Below are 16,023 nucleotides of genomic sequence, written 5' to 3'. Positions count from 1 at the left end.
AAGAGTTCTTCTCTGAAATTTTCTGCTCATCGAGCTATGATAAAAGCACATGACCCAAAGCCCAGAAAACACCTTAATGCCTTCTACTAACCTAAATCACGGACTAACCACCCTAACCAATTGGGGCTTGATCCTAGTTGAGGGTCCCGATGCTGCAGCTTTGCTACAGGGCCAATTAAGTAATTCCGTACTCAGTCTAAAACGAACTCTTTCAGGTGAAACCGCCCAAGGTCCTGGAGCTGTTCGCCTAGTTGGTTACTGCAGTCCCAAAGGACGGCTTTTGGCCAGCGCTTGGCTTGCCTTGTTTCCGGAGTCAGCAGATTCCGATGATCGTTTCGCCCTTTTCATCTCTAGAGATATTGCAGCGAGCACTGCTAAACGATTGGCGATGTACGTGCTACGCTCAAAGGTAAAAGTATTGGATGCTTCGAACGACTGGGATGTATTTGCTTCCTATCAAAACACACAAGGCGAGCAATCGATCGCCCTACCCAGCGATGCTCTCGCATTGCGAATGCCTGATGCGCTTGCTCAAGGACACTCCTTTCAACGCACTCTGATTGCAAAGAGGAAGGTTGATGGCAATACATCCACCATTGATGAGGCCGCCCTCTTACAGTGGAATTCTTTAGAGGTCTTGAGTGCAATCCCGCGTATTGTTCTGGCCACCCAAGAACAGTTTGTTCCACAGATGATTAATTTTGAATCGGTTGCTGGCGTGGATTTCAAAAAAGGCTGTTACCCGGGTCAAGAGATCGTTGCTCGGAGTCAATATCGTGGAGTAGTCAAGCGCCGACTGCAACTCGCACATACTGCAGCAAGTGAATCGTCCTTAGATCTCGCAAAGCCTGGTGTGGAGTTATTCCATGATGCTGATGCTAGTCAACCATGCGGTATGGTGGTCCTAGCCGCTGGCAACCCAAGCCATCCCGATCGGATTGATCTTCAGGTGGAGTGCAAGTTAGACGCTCTTGAGTCAGGACAAATTCACCTAGCCATAAGCAATGGCCCTGTGTTAAAAATAGACCAACTGCCCTACCCTTTAATAGAAATTTAATTTTTTACCGTACCAATTATTTTGTTATGTGCCTAATTCTCTTCGCCTGGAAATCACACCCAGACTACCCTTTAGTAGTGGCAGCGAATCGAGATGAATTTTATGAGCGCGATACTGATCCAATGGGATGGTGGTCAGAACACCCTCACGTCTTAGCAGGAAAAGATAAAGCGGATGTATTGGGCAGCCCCGGAACATGGCTTGGCTTTACCAAGACCGGCCGCTTTGCTGCCCTCACCAATGTCAGGGCACCCAGCGAAAAGAATCCCGACGCAAGAACACGTGGAGAGTTAAGTCTTCGCTATCTCACAGGCCAGCACAAACCCCATGCATACATACAAGAAAATGCAAAACGATTTGAACAGTACAACGGTTTCAATCTATTGATGGCAGATCTCAGCGATCCAGAGAATGCAGAAATGCACTGGGTTAGTAATCGCCTCATGATGGGTCAAAATATTCGCCCTCGAAAAGTATTTCCCGAGCAAGCACTGAGTCCTGGAGTCTACGGGCTATCGAATGCCATGCTGGATACGCCATGGCCCAAAGTGAATCATCGAGTAGCAGCGTTTGCTCAAACATTAGCAATGGATAGTGGGCAACTTAAAAACGCAGATCACTATTTGCGTGTATTGGCAGATGCGCATGAGGCAAGCCCTCAAGAACTGCCGAATACTGGTGTGAGTCCGGATTGGGAGAAAGCCTTATCTGCCGCATTCATTAAGACACCCTCTTACGGAACGCGTTCCAGTACCATTTTGCGTGTTCGCAAGGATGGCCAGTTTGAGATGGTAGAAAGACGTTTTGATGCGAATGGCACCGTGGGTCACGATGTTGTTACTGGAGAGCTCAGCGCTGCTCCAGGATCAAACCTCTCCGTTTAAGTAATCAATACGCTTAAATTTTTATTTCTGACGCGAGTCCTCGTTCACTACTCTCTCACCATTTGCATCTTTAGTAGCCAATCGTTTTAGAAACTGGAATGTACCTGTTGCCATACAGCAGATCTCACCTTGATCGTTATATAGCTTAGCCTCACAAAAGGCCATCGTAGCTGTACGTCGCACAGTATCCGCCTTTACCCTCAGGATGCCATTGGCAGCCTGCATAAAATTATTCTTCATCTCCACAGTTACAACGCTGCGATCGCCAGGATCACTGGAACGCGCAGCCACGGCCATAGCAACGTCCATCAGAGTAAGTAATACGCCGCCATGGGCCACATCCCAGGTATTGGTGTGTTCAGGCTTAAGGGCTAGGAGTATTTCGCCTTTACCCATCTCGGCGCTAATCAGACGCACACCAAGGAGTTTTAAAAAGGGAACATTGAGCTCTTCACCCAGATTGGCAAGCTGAGTTGCCGCATTCAGTTGTACTTTATTTGTCATAGGGTCATTTTAGAGGCTTCTGCGACGCTTGTGAATTACCCATAGAATACAAAATATGCCTTTTAATCTTCGTGGCGATGATGTCTGTCAGCCTACCCCACCTACTCCACTACCGAATCCCTATTGGGTGGCATTTTCACCTTCTGTCGCTGGGCTCATTGGGGTGGAGCTTGGGGGGAATAACTTTCCCAAAGACCCTGAGTGGCTAGATGTACTCGCAGGAAATCAACTCAATGCTGGAGAGTTGACATTTTCAAACCCAATTTCTACAGTCTATAGCGGCCATCAGTTTGGCTCTTGGGCGGGACAGCTGGGTGATGGTCGCGCCATCCTGCTTGGAGACATCAATAATCTCGAGCTCCAGTTAAAGGGTGCCGGTAGAACTCACTATTCCAGAATGGGGGATGGCAGAGCAGTTTTGAGATCGTCTATTCGCGAGTTCTTATGTAGTGAAGCAATGCATTCTCTTGGAATTCCTACCAGTCGAGCTCTTGCATTAGTGGGATCGAAGCAAGCCGTTAGGCGAGAAACCATGGAAACTGCAGCAGTCTGCTCTCGCATTGCCCCAAGCTTTATTCGGGTTGGACACTTTGAGCACTTTGCATCATTGCAAAATATTGTGCGTCTGAAAGAATTAGCTGATTTACTGATTGCTGAATTCTATCCAGAGTGTCTTGCCAGCAAAGAACCTTATCTAGATCTATTCAAAGAGATTAGCGCTCGAAATGCAAAATTGGTTGCTCAGTGGCAATCAGTGGGATTCTGTCATGGCGTTTTAAACAGCGACAATATTAGCGTGCTAGGTCTTACTATCGACTATGGGCCTTTTGGCTTCTTAGATCACTTTCAAATCGATCATATTTGCAATCATAGTGATCATGGTGGTCGATATGCTTATCACCGCCAGCCACAAATCATGCATTGGAATATGGCCTGCCTTGCCAGCGCAATGCTCCCATTGCTAGAGTTAGATCATTCCGCAGAAGAATCTCAAGACCTTCTCCGCTCCGCACTTGAAGAATTTCCAGTCATTTATGCAAAAGAGTGGCAACAGCTATTTCGCTCAAAATTAGGCTTACATTCAGTGGAGGATACTCACACTGTATTAATTGAGCGTCTTCTACAAGCGATGCATGACTCAAAGGTAGATTTCACTAATTTCTTTCGGGGCCTCAGCAATCTCAAGAAAGAGTCCAAGCCGATAGAGATCATGCAGAGAAATGAATTTATCGATCGTGAAAACATTGACCGATGGTTTGCCGATTACATCGATAGACTTCAATCTGAAGCCTTAAGCGATGAAGAAAGAAAAGGTTTGATGAACCAAGTCAATCCAAAGTACATCCTACGCAATCATTTAGCCCAGGCCGCTATTGAAAAAGCCCAGCAAGATGATTTTTCCGAAGTTCAAACATTGCAACAGATACTCATGCATCCGTTTGATGAACAAGAAGCATTTGAGCATTACTCAAAGCCGCCGCCTGTCGATATGCAAGCCACTGCAGTTAGCTGCTCCTCATAACTAAATACCTTCACCACCATGACTAAAAAAACTGATCAAGAATATAAAAACTCACTAAGCGATATTCAATATCGCGTAACGCGTGAGGCAGCTACTGAAAGGCCTTTTACCGGCGAGTATTGGGATCACTGGAACGCTGGCCAATATCGCTGCATCTGTTGTGATACGCCATTATTTCAATCTTCCACTAAATTTGATGCGGGTTGCGGCTGGCCAAGCTATAACGCACCAGAAAACAATGCGGCAATTACTGAAATTCGGGATAGCTCACATGGGATGATTCGCACCGAAGTGCGCTGCACCGAATGTGATGCGCATTTAGGACATGTTTTTGATGATGGTCCACAGCCTACGGGGCTGCGCTACTGCATTAATTCGGCGTCCTTGAAATTTGAGCCCTCTGAGAATGCTACCCCCAATAAAGCCAAATAATTTTGAAATAGCTGGATAATCACTGCATGAAATTTCTATTCGACCTCTTCCCTATCATTCTCTTTTTTATTGCCTTTAAATTCGGCGATATTTATACCGCAACTATCGTAGCCATGGTTGCTACCATCGGTCAGATTTTGTGGGTGTACTACCGACATCGCAAAATAGATGCAATGCAATGGGTCAGTCTGGCTATGATTTTAGTTTTTGGTAGCCTAACAATCTTCTTGCATGACAAAACCTTTATTCAACTGAAGCCAACCGCTCTTTACTGGTTATTCGCTGGCGCCCTATTTATTAGCGCGCAATTCTTCCAAAAGAATTGGATTCAAGTTTTGATGGGGAAGCAAATTACCCTCAAGGAGCGCAGCTCTAAATCTGTGTGGCATCAAGTAAATATGGCTTGGGCAACATTCTTCTTTTTTATGGGTGCCCTCAACCTCTACATAGCCTTTGAATATTCAGAGGAAACATGGGTCAACTTCAAGCTATTTGGTAGTACAGGGTTGCTAGTGATTTTCGTCATCCTTCAAGGTGTCTGGCTCAGTCGCCACATGGAGCACCCTGCAGAATGAGCATCAATCAAGATCGAATTGCCTTATTTGAGGCAGATCTAAGGTCGGCCTTTCGGTTAACCCAGTTGAATATTAAAGATGAAAGCCATCTCCATGCAGGTCATGCCGGAGCCGCCTCTGGTGGCGGGCACTTTAAGCTCACCATCGTAGCCCCAGAATTCGAAGGAATGAGCAAGGTAGCTCGCCACAGAGCGATCTATGCCGCTTTAAATAAGCACTTCCCTGCTGCCATCCATGCCCTTACTATCTTGGCATTCACACCTAGTGAAAGCACCAATTAGCCCCAGATTGCATTAAGATTTCCTTTTTACACATACTTCTATTTCTCATCCCATGTTGAACACACGCCAAATTTTGACTGTCAGCGCTTTTGCCGCTGCACTTCTCTCATCTGCTGTTTATGCACAAAATGCAGCCATCGTTAATGGCAAAGCTATTCCTAAAGCGCAACTCGATAAATTGGTTCAAAAATCGAATCAACCTGATAACCCGCAAGTGCGAGATCAGGCAAGAGAAATGCTCGTCACGCGTGAGCTCATTTTGCAGGAGGCCAATAATCGTGGCGTGATGCAGAAGGAATCAGTTCGCGAGCAGCTTGAGCAATCAAAAATGGGCATTTTAATTGCGGCAGTTTTTGAAGACTATGTTGAAAAAGAAGGTGTTGCTGAAGCTGAATTGAAAGCCGCTTACGAACAAGTTAAGGGTCAGTACACAGGCAAGGAATATCACGTAGAACATATTCTGGTTGAAAAAGAAGCTGATGCGAAAGCAATAACAGCGCAAATTAAAGCTGGCGGTAACTTTGAGCAAATTGCCAAGGAGAAGTCAAAAGATCCAGGTTCCGCTCCTAATGGTGGCGATCTTGGCTGGGTAAGCGACAAAGCGCTCGTGCCTGAATTTTCCAAAGCGATGGTCCAGCTCAAAAAAGGTCAAGTTACTGACAAGCCAGTCAAGACTCAATACGGCTGGCACATTATTAAATTGGATGATGTTCGTGATGTGAAGGCGCCTAGCATGGAAGAAATTAAAGACCAGCTAAAGCAAATGATTACCGCAGATCAAAATTGGCAAAAAGCAAAATTCTCTGAGTTAATGCAAAAGCTTCGCGCTAAGGCAAAGATTCAGTAAAGCAAAGCCGCTCTAGCTAACAAACCCAGGCCAACCCCTGGGTTTTTTCATGCCCAACGGGAAACTACATTTACCTTTATATTTGAACCATGATGATCCTACACACCATGCTTAGAGTCGGCAATATGACTCGATCCATTGATTTCTATACCAAAGTATTAGGAATGAACCTGCTGCGCACAACCGAGCGTCCAGAGCAGAAATATTCTTTGGCATTTGTGGGCTTTGGCAAAGGAAATGCCGATGGGCAATCTGAGATTGAGTTGACCTATAACCATGGTGTTGATAGCTATGACTTGGGTACTGCTTATGGTCACATTGCAATCAGTGTTCCTGATGCTTATGCTGCCTGCGAGAAGATCAAGGCCTCAGGCGGTAATGTGACTCGCGAAGCGGGTCCAGTAATGGGTGGGGATACCATCATCGCATTCGTTACCGATCCAGATGGCTACAAGATTGAGATAATTCAGGACTGATTTTTTCTCTTCCGTTGAACCAAGATGCCATCCAACTTCGGATAATTCAAAGCCTTTCAGAAATTGCTGAGGCTGACTGGAATGCATTACTTTCGCCTGATGCTGGACCATTCTTAAAGTATGCGTTCCTAAATACTTTAGAGCTAACTGGATGTGTAGGGGGTAATACCGGCTGGCAAGTAGCCCATCTCATAGTCGAGGATTCAAACTCAAGACTTCTTGGGGCAATGCCCCTCTATCTCAAGCAACACTCCTATGGTGAATTTGTTTTTGACTGGGCATGGGCTCAGGCTTATGAACAGAACGGTATGTCTTATTTCCCAAAAGCGCTATCTGCAATTCCATTTACACCCGTTCGCGGACCAAGACTTCTTGTGTCAGCAAGTGCAGATAAAAGGGCTATTCAACATACCTTAGTCTCGGGCTTGAAAACGCTAGTAAAGCAAAATGCGCTCTCCTCTGCACATGTTCTTTTCCCAGAGGCTAGCGAACTCGATGCACTCAAGAAGCTAGGATTCATGCTCCGCGATTCTGTTCAATTCCATTGGCATAACGCTGGGTACCAAGATTTTGAGCAATTTCTTGCCGACTTAACGATGAAGCGCCGTAAGAATATTCGGCGAGAACGTGCTGCTGTAGAGAATCATCAGATTAGCTATCGCCATGTTCCCGGATCGATTGCAACTCCTGATGATTGGACCTTCTTTTATCGCTGCTATGAAAACACCTATATCGAGCACCGCTCTTCACCATACTTGACGGAAGAATGCATTCAGTTGCTTGGTAGCAGCATGCCTGAGAATTTCCATCTCATCATTGCTTCACAGAATGGCAAAGCCATAGCATCATCATTGCTTGTAGTGGATCGATTGACTTCAAAAGCATATGGTCGCTACTGGGGCGCTATTGAGCATATTCCATGTCTACATTTTGAATTGGCTTATTACCAGGCGATTGAATATTGCATCAAAGAAGGTATTGAGATATTTGAAGGTGGTGCTCAGGGCGAGCACAAGATGGCCAGAGGATTTTTACCAACCACCCTTCAATCCGCCCATTGGATTGAAGATCCAGGTTTCTCCAATGCGGTGAAGCGCTTCTTAGAGCGTGAACATGAGGGTATGGCAGCGTATGTTGATGAGCTTGAGCAACACATTCCCCTGAAATCGTCTAAAGTACTGCCATGACTTCATCCAACAACTCACCGGAGCAATCAGGAGCCAATTCCTTAGCGGTTGGTGACGATGCCTCTGACTCACCCTGCATTGGAGTTTGCACAACTCTGTATGACGAAATCTGTCAGGGCTGTGGTCGCACTCTAGGCGAGGTCAGTAATTGGGTATTTTTTAGTCAGGAAGAAAAAGATTCAGTCTGGAAACGCATCCGTGCCGATGGCACTGCAATGCGATTCCAACGTCAAGCCAAAGAGAATACTTAGCCAGCTAAAGCTTGGCTACGCAAATACTCTTCATAAGTTCCGGAGTAGTCAGCAATTGTTCCATCCATCTTCACTTCGAGGATGCGATTAGCCAAAGCGGAAACAAACTCGCGATCATGGGATACGAAAATTAAAGTGCCTTCGTATTTCTCAAGAGCGATCTGCAAGCTCTCAATCGATTCCATATCCATGTGGTTGGTTGGCTCGTCCATTGCAAGAACGTTATATTTTTGAAGCATCAATTTGCCCCAAATCATTCTGCCCTTCTCGCCACCAGATAACACTTTGACGGACTTGCCAATATCATCGCCAGAGAAAAGCAAACGACCTAAAGTGCCACGAATTACTTGATCATCGTCACCTGTATTGCGCCAGTTATTCATCCAGTCCATGAGCAATTCGTCTTTTGCGAACATCTCGGTATTGTCCTGAGGCATCACGCCCACAGAGGCATTTTCTGCCCACTTGACATCACCACTATCAGCGGCAATTCCATCAAAGCGTTTGCTCAAGATAGTTTTTAATAGTGTTGTCTTACCTGCGCCGTTTTGACCAATGATGGCAATCTTTTCACCGGCACGAACACCTAGCTTAAAGTTTTTGAAGATGGTGCGGTCATAGGCTTTAGTCAGTGCATTGCACTCAACAGCCATGTTGTGCAACTTCTTCTCAGAATCAAAGCGAATAAATGGATTCTGGCGTGAAGACGGCTTTACTTCAACAATCTCAATTTTCTCTAACTGCTTTTGACGTGAAGTGGCTTGACGCGCCTTCGATGCATTTGCAGAGAATCGTGCTACGAAAGCCGCTAATTCAGCAATTTTTTCTTTAGCTTTAACGTTATTGCTGAGTTGCTGTGTTCTTGCTTGAACGGAGGCCAGCATGTAGGAGTCGTAATTGCCTGGATATACCTTCAGTGTTCCAAAGTCCATGTCAGCCATATGCGTGCATACTTCATTAAGGAAGTGACGATCATGGGAGATGATGACAATCGTGCTCTTAATTTGATTCAGAATGTCCTCGAGCCAATGAATGGAGTGAATATCCAAGTTATTGGTTGGCTCATCTAAAAGGAGCACATCTGGATCAGAGAACAAGGCTTGCGCTAACAATACGCGCAACTTCCAACCTGGGGCTACAGCACTCATTGGGCCATTGTGTTGCTCAATTGGAATGCCAATACCTAACAACAACTCCCCTGCTTTTGCCTCTGCGGTATAGCCGCCGTATTCTGCATACTTACCTTCGAGCTCAGCAGCCTTCATGTAATCTTCATCGGTCGCATCTGCATTAGCGTAGATAGCATCGCGTTCAGCTGCGGCTTTCCACATCTCTTCGTGACCCATCATCACCACATCAAGTACGCGAACATCTTCATACGCAAACTGGTCTTGGCGCAATTTACCCAAGCGAATACCAGGATCTAAGCTCACGTTTCCGCTGGTTGGCTCAAGCTCTCCACCCAAAATCTTCATGAAGGTGGATTTACCGCAACCGTTAGCGCCAATCAGGCCATAGCGATTACCGCCGCCAAACTTTACGGAGATGTTTTCAAACAGGGGTTTTGCCCCAAACTGCATAGTGATATTAGATGCTGACAGCACGGATGTGTTCTTACTTTCTGATAGGTCAAATACGAGGGTGCGGATGCAGGTTTTGCATCAAAGACCGTTATTTTAACGGCTTGCGCCTAAAAAAGCCGTAAATTAGACTTTTAGCTTAAATGGCGTGAAATCGGTATGAACGTCATAGTGATCCTGATTTTCCTTGCGCTTCAGAAAACCCACTACCCAATACGTTAAAGGAGTTGCTAGAACCTCCCAGGCGGTCTTCAGGACATATTGAGAGGCTGCGACAGCCAGAACCTCATTCAAGGGCCAGAGGCCGTAAAAAGCCAGCATATAGAAGAGCGATGAATCCACCAGTTCCCCGCTGGCTGTAGACCCGATCGTACGCATCCACAGATAGCGCCCCTGGGTCAAAATCTTCATTTTGGCGAGGGTATAGCTGTTAACAAAACTACCGCACCAAAAAGCAATCATTGAGGCAAGGGCAACTCGCCACGAATTACCAAAGACCGTTTCCATGCCCTGCTGGTAATTAGCCATATAGGATCCAGGTGCTACAGGCAAAGCAATGACTAGTTGAGCCATGATGGCTGCAAAGGCCAAAGCCGTAAAACCAGCCCAAACTGCACGGCGATCATAGGCATAGCCATACACTTCGGTCAAAATGTCGCCAAAGAAATAGGCAATCGGGAAAAAGAGAATCCCAGCCCCAAAGGTCACATTGCCAAAATATGGAAGATCTAAAGATGCAGCCTTACCGGCGCCAATAAAGTTGGAGCACAGCAGGGCTACGACAAAGGCTGCCAATATCAGGTCGTAGTAACGATGGTGACGTCTAGGTGCGTCCATAAGGCTAGAAAAATGGATAATAGAAACAAGAATATCTGCATTCCTGAAAATTCACAGGGTGCATACCAAAGACTAAGATAGGACGACTAAGAATCATGAGTAAAGCTAGTTTTAACTGGGCAGACCCCCTACTCCTCGACACCCAGCTGACAGAGGATGAGCGCATGGTGCGTGATGCTGCCGCTGAGTATGCTCAAGGCCGTCTCATGCCGCGCATTCATGATGCCTATCGTAACGAAACAACTGATCCTTCCATCTTCCGTGAAATGGGTGAGTTAGGTCTTTTGGGAATCACTATTCCCGAACAATACGGTGGCGCAAACCTCAATTACGTTTCTTATGGCTTAATCGCTCGTGAAATTGAGCGCGTGGATTCTGGTTACCGCTCCATGATGAGTGTGCAGTCCTCCTTAGTCATGGTGCCTATCAATGAATTTGGTAGCGAAGCTCAGAAACAGAAATACCTCCCAAAGTTAGCTACCGGTGAATGGATTGGTTGTTTCGGTTTGACCGAACCTAACTATGGTTCAGATGCAGGCGGAATGATCACCAGAGCCAAAAAAGTTCCGGGCGGATTCTCGCTCACCGGCTCGAAGATGTGGATCTCCAACTCCCCAATTGCAGATGTATTTGTTGTGTGGGCGAAAAACGATGAGGGCTTGATTAGAGGCTTTATCTTAGAAAAAGGTATGAAGGGTCTATCTGCACCCAAGATCAGCGGCAAGATGGGTCTACGCGCCTCTATTACTGGTGAAATCGTGATGGATGAAGTATTTGTTCCAGCAGAAAATGAATTCCCAGAAATTACTGGCCTCAAAGGCCCGTTCACTTGTCTGAACTCAGCACGTTATGGCATCGCCTGGGGCACCCTTGGTGCTGCTGAGTGGTGTTGGTATGCCGCACGTCAGTACACGATGGATCGCAAGCAATTTGATCGTCCTCTCGCCGCCAATCAGCTGATCCAGAAAAAACTTGCTGACATGCAAACTGAAATCACACTAGCTCTTCAAGGATGCCTACGTTTAGGCCGCATGAAAGATGAGGGAATCGCCGCTCCAGAAATTACTTCTATGATGAAGCGTAACTCCTGCGGAAAATCCTTGGATGTGGCTCGCTTAGCTAGGGATATGCATGGTGGGAACGGTATCTCAGATGAATATGGCGTAGTGCGTCATATGCTCAATCTGGAAGTCGTCAACACCTATGAAGGTACGCACGATATTCACGCCCTGATTTTGGGTCGTGCACAAACTGGAATTCAGGCTTTTAGTTAAAGACCAAGTTTGGTGATGAGGTCTTTTGCAGTTTTTGCAAAAGCTTCATCACTATCATTTTCAAGTTGTGCGAAGTGATCTTCGCGATAGCTCGGAAAGTTACGAACGATTGAAGATTGGTACGATGGGTCGTAATGCATCACCAATAACTCTTCAACCAAACTCTCAAAATCTCCCCCATCAATCGCCTCATGCCATTTGGCAATTTGAACCTTGCCATAACGCGATGTTAACAAGCCAAGCTTTTGCTTAAAGCTATCGGGATTAGATAAAAAATGTCGGTACTCACGCAGAAGCCATGAAACACGCGTAGCGGTACTTGAACGAAGTTCAATGCATTGACCCCCACGAATCCGCTCCATTAATGGATCCGGAATATGTAAGCCACCCACCTTTTTACTTTCAGACTCTACAAAGACAATCTTGCTTGGGTCCAGTTTATTTAGCGCATTCCACAGATTAGTTTCAAAACCTTTTTGTGAAGGCTGCTCAATGTTCGGCTCATTACCAAGAACTGAACCGCGGTGAATAGCCAAACCCTCGAGATCAAGTATTTGCTGCCCAAGCAAACCAATTTCCTGGAGGATGCGAGTCTTCCCGCTACCAGTCATTCCGGCAATCACTTGAAAAGAAAAATCTTTAGCAGCCTGATCAAGCCCATCAATCACAACGCGACGAAATCCTTGATATCCGCTTTGTAGCTGCATGGCTTTCCAGCCAATACGATTGAGGATATGGGTAAAGGCGCCGCTACGCTCACCACCACGCCAGCAATAAATCAAAGGACGCCACTCTCTCGGAAAATCGATCAAAGAATTTTCTAAATGATTGGCAATATTGCGAGAGACATAGGCTGCGCCTAATTTCTTAGCGGCAAATGGCGATACTTGCTTGTAAAGAGTGCCGATCTCAATGCGCTCTTCATTATTCAATACGGGCAGATTAATGGCGCCAGGAATATGATCTAAAGCAAATTCAGCTGGTGAGCGAACATCAATAATGGCATCAAACTCATTTAAAGAAGATGCTAATTTATCAATGCTAAGAATATGTGGATTGCTAGGTTGCAAATAATGTCCTAGCGCAGCTTATTGATCACGTGATCTGGCCAAGGTGATGATTTACCGGTCTTCAAATCCACCCACACCATAGTAGCGCCGCCAACCGCAGCCATCGTATCGGGTTCAGTGGTCAACGCCATAGTTGTGTAGACATCTAAGCTTGATCGTCCAATATTGCCGATATACGTCTTTAGTATCAGCTCGCCAGGATAAGAAAGCTGTTGATGAAAATTACAAAAACCATTCATCATCAACATAGATTCATCGCCAGGGGCAACGCTATAACCAAGGGAAGTGATCCACTCCACCCTAGCCTGCTCCATGTAACGAAAGTACACCGTATTATTGACGTGACCAAATGCGTCCATGTCCCCCCAACGAATTGGCATGTTCATTTGATGAACAAACTTTTTCTCTTCCGGAATCTCAATGCGCATAAGTTCTTAATGAAAGATTAACGAACTTGTAGTGCCATTTGATACAAATTAGTAGAGCGGGCACCTGAGCGGCAAAAGGCCAATATGGGACCAGGCATAGTTTTTAACAAACGCGCCATCTCAACAACTTGATCCTGTGTAAATGCACCAGGTATCACTGGCAAATAAGCGTAGTTCAAGCCTAGTGCTTCAGCTTGCGCCTGAATTTGTGCATTAGTAGGTTGATCAGGGCCACCTTCAAAATCAGGGCGATTATTGATTACGCTTTTGTAACCCTGTTTAACGATCTCAGCTAAGTGACTTGGGTCGATTTGACCGAGCGTACCGAATTGATCGGTATGGCAAGCAATAGGAAGACTCATTTAGACCTCAAAAAGTAAAAAAGTATTAAAAACTAATTACTTAGATTCTAAATCAGACTTACTTTTTGTGGCCCGTAAAAAAGCGGTTGCAAATAGCCATGCCAGCAAGCATCGCCACTATAAAGACTAAAGCCTTAAGGTGACCCGCCCCAAGAGCAACAATTGCGGGTCCAGGACAAAATCCAGCAATACCCCACCCTGCACCAAAAATCAGACTACCAATGACGAGAGGCTTGGAAATATCTCTTCTGGTGGGGATATGGAGAGCGCCACCAAAAAAAGCCTCCGTAAGCTTAGAGACCAAATAAAAGCCGCCTAAGCCAACCAGAATTGCTCCGCCCATCACAAACATCAAAGATGGATCCCAATTACCAGCAAGGTCAAGAAAATTGAGAATCTTTTGGGGATTACTCATGCCGGAAATGATCAGGCCAATACCGAATAAAACACCAATCAAATACTGACTATAGAAATTGAAATGTCTTCTCATGGTTTATAGACCTAACACATGACGAATGACAAAGACTGTAAGAAATCCTGCAGTCATAAAAGAGATAGTGGCCACCAAAGATCTTGGGGATAAACGGGACAAGCCACAAACACCATGACCACTGGTACAGCCCGAACCATAGTTAGCACCAAAGCCAACTAGAAGTCCGGCAACGATGATGGCCAGCCAATCTGCATCAATTACCGTTGTTGCGTGTAAATCGAGTAACAAGCTTGCCCAAAACGGTGCGCTCAACAATCCTAATACGAGACTCAAGCGCCAATTAACATCATCCTCTTTAGGCGTAAGCAGACCAGAAACTATTCCGCTGATACCAAGGATGCGACCATGCAGAATGACATACAAGGCTGCTGCAATACCCAATAGCATTCCACCGAGAAATGCGGGGCCGGGTGTAAAAGCTAACCAATCTATCTGCATGTGATTAATCTTAATAAAAAAGGGTTAACTGCAGGGATTAGGTGCATTGCGGGACTCTAAATAACGCAGAGCCAAATATGCGCCGAAGATAAATCCAGGTAAGGCAAGTATTGAACCGATCGCCAAGGTGGAGATTCCGCTCAAGCCCTGGCCTACAGTGCAACCAAGTGCTGTCACGCCGCCAAAGCCCATGAGGGTAGCACCAACTAAGTGATTGGCGGTATCTTCGGTATTGCGAAAGCTCTCCCAACGAAAAGACTTGGTGAATACAGAAACACATGCTGAACCTGTAATCATCCCAATCACTGCGGCAATACCAACAGTAATGACCTTGGAGGTATCGCTGTACATCATTAACCAATCCAAGGAGTAGGCATAAGGCGCAACGAAAGAAAGGCTCTCCATGCGACCAGAGTTGGTAACCAGGAAGACCTCCTCTAGAGTATTTGGATCCTCGGCAACATAGCCCAAGCTACCAGACACCCACCATACAGCGCAAATAGCGAGACCAACAAATATGCCGGCAAACAAATTTTCCGCTGTCCAAAAAGCCTTGCTAGCTAAAGCGTATGCAATAAAAGCGAAACCAATTATTAATCCGAGAGCTAAATGTAAGTTAGCTCGAGCAATGCCAGTGACTGGACTCAGAATGCTTGGCAAATCCTGCGGTGTATTTAGGGCTATGAAAACAGAATCCAGTGTATTGATACGAATGACGCCGAGAAAGCCCTTCATAGTCATGTATGCGGAGAGGCCGAGAACCATAAACACAACGATGGACTTCAGATTGCCGCCGCCAATGCGAACTAGAGTTTTACTTCCACAACCAGAGGAAAGCACCATACCGAAACCAAATAGCGTGCTACCCACAATGGTAGATAGCCACAAGAACTTGCTGCCGGTATACATACTCTTTAATGGATCAATCAAGCCAACATAAGACATCAGAGCAAAACCAACAATAGCAACACCAATAGCCAGGAACCATTGCTTCAAGCGACCCCAGCTAGACATAATAAAAATATCTGAAACTGCGCCCATGCTGCAAAAACCAGTTTTCTGCATAACCGCACCAAGCAAAAAGGTAATTGCAAAAGTAGCAAGCAAAACTGATTTGCTAAGGGAGGAAATATCTACCGCATCCATAATCAAAATTCTTTACTGAAATTATTTAAATTTATAAAACTGTTTATTTAGAAAGGCTGTGACATCTGCCTCATCCTCTGGGAAAAGATCGAGGCGGACCTCTGTATTACACATCGCTACCATCGACTTTAAATTCTGGAGATTTTTAACCTTGCTGTCGCTGCGCGTATAGATCATATCGCCATTACCAAAGCCAGATTTCTTAGCGTGGCAGGCGTAGCATTTCTGCTGATCAATCTTCTTACCGTTTGCAAGATCCGGCGTGGCGTAAGCGGACAAATGCAGCCCGAAAAGAGCAATGATAGAAAAGCCAAGCTTAATCAGTGGTAATTTCATTTGAAATCAGTCATTTAGCGAAGTAAACGACTATTTTAAAGCC

21 protein-coding genes are annotated in these 16,023 nt (G+C 45.7%); 11 read left to right on the top strand and 10 right to left on the bottom strand.

Features of this window, described 5'->3' with window-relative positions; translation table 11 throughout:
• Positions 1 to 49: 49 nt before the first annotated feature.
• Both ICN25_RS08390 and ICN25_RS08385 read left to right on the top strand, forming a co-directional pair.
• Entirely contained in the window at positions 50 to 1,057 is a 1,008-nt protein-coding gene (locus ICN25_RS08390; protein ID WP_216181375.1) for a folate-binding protein YgfZ, read from the top strand.
• Between the two features lie 26 nt (positions 1,058 to 1,083).
• Positions 1,084 to 1,941: an NRDE family protein gene (locus ICN25_RS08385; protein ID WP_216181360.1), complete on the top strand. Its 858-nt coding sequence runs from the start codon at positions 1,084 to 1,086 to the stop codon at positions 1,939 to 1,941.
• 21 nt (positions 1,942 to 1,962) lie between these two features.
• Here ICN25_RS08385 and ICN25_RS08380 read toward each other — a convergent pair whose 3' ends face one another.
• Positions 1,963 to 2,445 carry a PaaI family thioesterase gene (locus tag ICN25_RS08380; RefSeq protein WP_216181357.1) on the bottom strand — a complete coding sequence of 161 codons (483 nt, stop codon included), beginning with the start codon at positions 2,443 to 2,445 and terminating at the stop codon, positions 1,963 to 1,965.
• Positions 2,446 to 2,500: 55 nt separating this feature from the next.
• On the opposite strand from ICN25_RS08380, the gene ICN25_RS08375 reads away from it, so the two are divergent.
• From ICN25_RS08375 to ICN25_RS08340, 8 genes are all read left to right on the top strand, one after another.
• On the top strand, positions 2,501 to 3,967 hold the full coding sequence (locus ICN25_RS08375; RefSeq protein WP_216181354.1) for a YdiU family protein: 1,467 nt from the start codon (positions 2,501 to 2,503) through the stop codon (positions 3,965 to 3,967).
• Positions 3,968 to 3,985: 18 nt separating this feature from the next.
• The gene (msrB, locus tag ICN25_RS08370; protein ID WP_216181351.1) at positions 3,986 to 4,399 is read left to right on the top strand and encodes a peptide-methionine (R)-S-oxide reductase MsrB; all 414 of its coding nucleotides are present in this window, start codon (positions 3,986 to 3,988) and stop codon (positions 4,397 to 4,399) included.
• 26 nt (positions 4,400 to 4,425) lie between these two features.
• Positions 4,426 to 4,974 (top strand): septation protein A, encoded by a 549-nt coding sequence (locus tag ICN25_RS08365; RefSeq protein ID WP_216181348.1) that lies wholly within the window; start codon positions 4,426 to 4,428, stop codon positions 4,972 to 4,974.
• On the top strand, positions 4,971 to 5,255 hold the full coding sequence (locus ICN25_RS08360) for a BolA family transcriptional regulator (RefSeq protein WP_216181346.1): 285 nt from the start codon (positions 4,971 to 4,973) through the stop codon (positions 5,253 to 5,255). The genes ICN25_RS08365 and ICN25_RS08360 overlap by 4 nt, the downstream gene beginning before the upstream one ends.
• Positions 5,256 to 5,307: 52 nt before the next feature.
• Positions 5,308 to 6,102 (top strand): peptidylprolyl isomerase, encoded by a 795-nt coding sequence (locus ICN25_RS08355; RefSeq protein ID WP_216181343.1) that lies wholly within the window; start codon positions 5,308 to 5,310, stop codon positions 6,100 to 6,102.
• Positions 6,103 to 6,191: 89 nt separating this feature from the next.
• Complete coding sequence (gene gloA, locus ICN25_RS08350) at positions 6,192 to 6,578, top strand: lactoylglutathione lyase (RefSeq protein WP_216133293.1); 387 nt, start codon at positions 6,192 to 6,194, stop codon at positions 6,576 to 6,578.
• A 14-nt stretch (positions 6,579 to 6,592) separates the two neighbouring features.
• Positions 6,593 to 7,765, top strand: coding sequence for a GNAT family N-acetyltransferase (locus tag ICN25_RS08345; RefSeq protein WP_216862894.1), 1,173 nt, complete (start codon positions 6,593 to 6,595; stop codon positions 7,763 to 7,765).
• The gene (locus tag ICN25_RS08340) at positions 7,762 to 8,016 is read left to right on the top strand and encodes a DUF1289 domain-containing protein (protein WP_216181340.1); all 255 of its coding nucleotides are present in this window, start codon (positions 7,762 to 7,764) and stop codon (positions 8,014 to 8,016) included. The genes ICN25_RS08345 and ICN25_RS08340 overlap by 4 nt, the downstream gene beginning before the upstream one ends.
• Here ICN25_RS08340 and ICN25_RS08335 read toward each other — a convergent pair.
• Positions 8,013 to 9,620 (bottom strand): ABC-F family ATPase, encoded by a 1,608-nt coding sequence (locus ICN25_RS08335; protein ID WP_216181338.1) that lies wholly within the window; start codon positions 9,618 to 9,620, stop codon positions 8,013 to 8,015. The genes ICN25_RS08340 and ICN25_RS08335 overlap by 4 nt on opposite strands.
• A 102-nt stretch (positions 9,621 to 9,722) precedes the next feature.
• Complete coding sequence (locus tag ICN25_RS08330; RefSeq protein WP_216181335.1) at positions 9,723 to 10,433, bottom strand: queuosine precursor transporter; 711 nt, start codon at positions 10,431 to 10,433, stop codon at positions 9,723 to 9,725.
• 95 nt (positions 10,434 to 10,528) lie between these two features.
• On the opposite strand from ICN25_RS08330, the gene ICN25_RS08325 reads away from it, so the two are divergent.
• Positions 10,529 to 11,707, top strand: coding sequence for an acyl-CoA dehydrogenase (locus ICN25_RS08325; protein ID WP_216181332.1), 1,179 nt, complete (start codon positions 10,529 to 10,531; stop codon positions 11,705 to 11,707).
• Here the strand turns inward: ICN25_RS08325 and mnmH are convergent.
• From mnmH to ICN25_RS08290, 7 genes are read right to left on the bottom strand one after another with little or no spacing between them, the layout of a single operon-like run.
• Entirely contained in the window at positions 11,704 to 12,777 is a 1,074-nt protein-coding gene (gene mnmH / locus ICN25_RS08320; RefSeq protein ID WP_216181329.1) for a tRNA 2-selenouridine(34) synthase MnmH, read from the bottom strand. The two genes, ICN25_RS08325 and mnmH, sit on opposite strands and share 4 nt — an antisense overlap.
• A gap of 8 nt (positions 12,778 to 12,785) precedes the next feature.
• Positions 12,786 to 13,205 carry a thioesterase family protein gene (locus ICN25_RS08315; protein ID WP_216181326.1) on the bottom strand — a complete coding sequence of 140 codons (420 nt, stop codon included), beginning with the start codon at positions 13,203 to 13,205 and terminating at the stop codon, positions 12,786 to 12,788.
• A 17-nt stretch (positions 13,206 to 13,222) separates the two neighbouring features.
• Positions 13,223 to 13,567: a TIGR01244 family sulfur transferase gene (locus tag ICN25_RS08310; protein WP_216133300.1), complete on the bottom strand. Its 345-nt coding sequence runs from the start codon at positions 13,565 to 13,567 to the stop codon at positions 13,223 to 13,225.
• A 58-nt stretch (positions 13,568 to 13,625) separates the two neighbouring features.
• Positions 13,626 to 14,057 (bottom strand): DUF6691 family protein, encoded by a 432-nt coding sequence (locus ICN25_RS08305; RefSeq protein ID WP_216181323.1) that lies wholly within the window; start codon positions 14,055 to 14,057, stop codon positions 13,626 to 13,628.
• A gap of 3 nt (positions 14,058 to 14,060) precedes the next feature.
• A complete protein-coding gene (locus ICN25_RS08300; RefSeq protein WP_216181320.1) occupies positions 14,061 to 14,498 on the bottom strand; it encodes a YeeE/YedE family protein in 438 nt (145 codons plus the stop codon).
• A 24-nt stretch (positions 14,499 to 14,522) separates the two neighbouring features.
• Complete coding sequence (locus tag ICN25_RS08295; protein ID WP_216181317.1) at positions 14,523 to 15,644, bottom strand: YeeE/YedE family protein; 1,122 nt, start codon at positions 15,642 to 15,644, stop codon at positions 14,523 to 14,525.
• 21 nt (positions 15,645 to 15,665) lie between these two features.
• The gene (locus tag ICN25_RS08290; RefSeq protein ID WP_255536733.1) at positions 15,666 to 15,980 is read right to left on the bottom strand and encodes a hypothetical protein; all 315 of its coding nucleotides are present in this window, start codon (positions 15,978 to 15,980) and stop codon (positions 15,666 to 15,668) included.
• Positions 15,981 to 16,023: the final 43 nt, after the last annotated feature.

Source organism: Polynucleobacter sp. 80A-SIGWE (genome assembly GCF_018882295.1).
In the GTDB taxonomy this organism is placed as follows: domain Bacteria; phylum Pseudomonadota; class Gammaproteobacteria; order Burkholderiales; family Burkholderiaceae; genus Polynucleobacter.
This window is presented reverse-complemented; position numbering and strand designations above follow the sequence as displayed.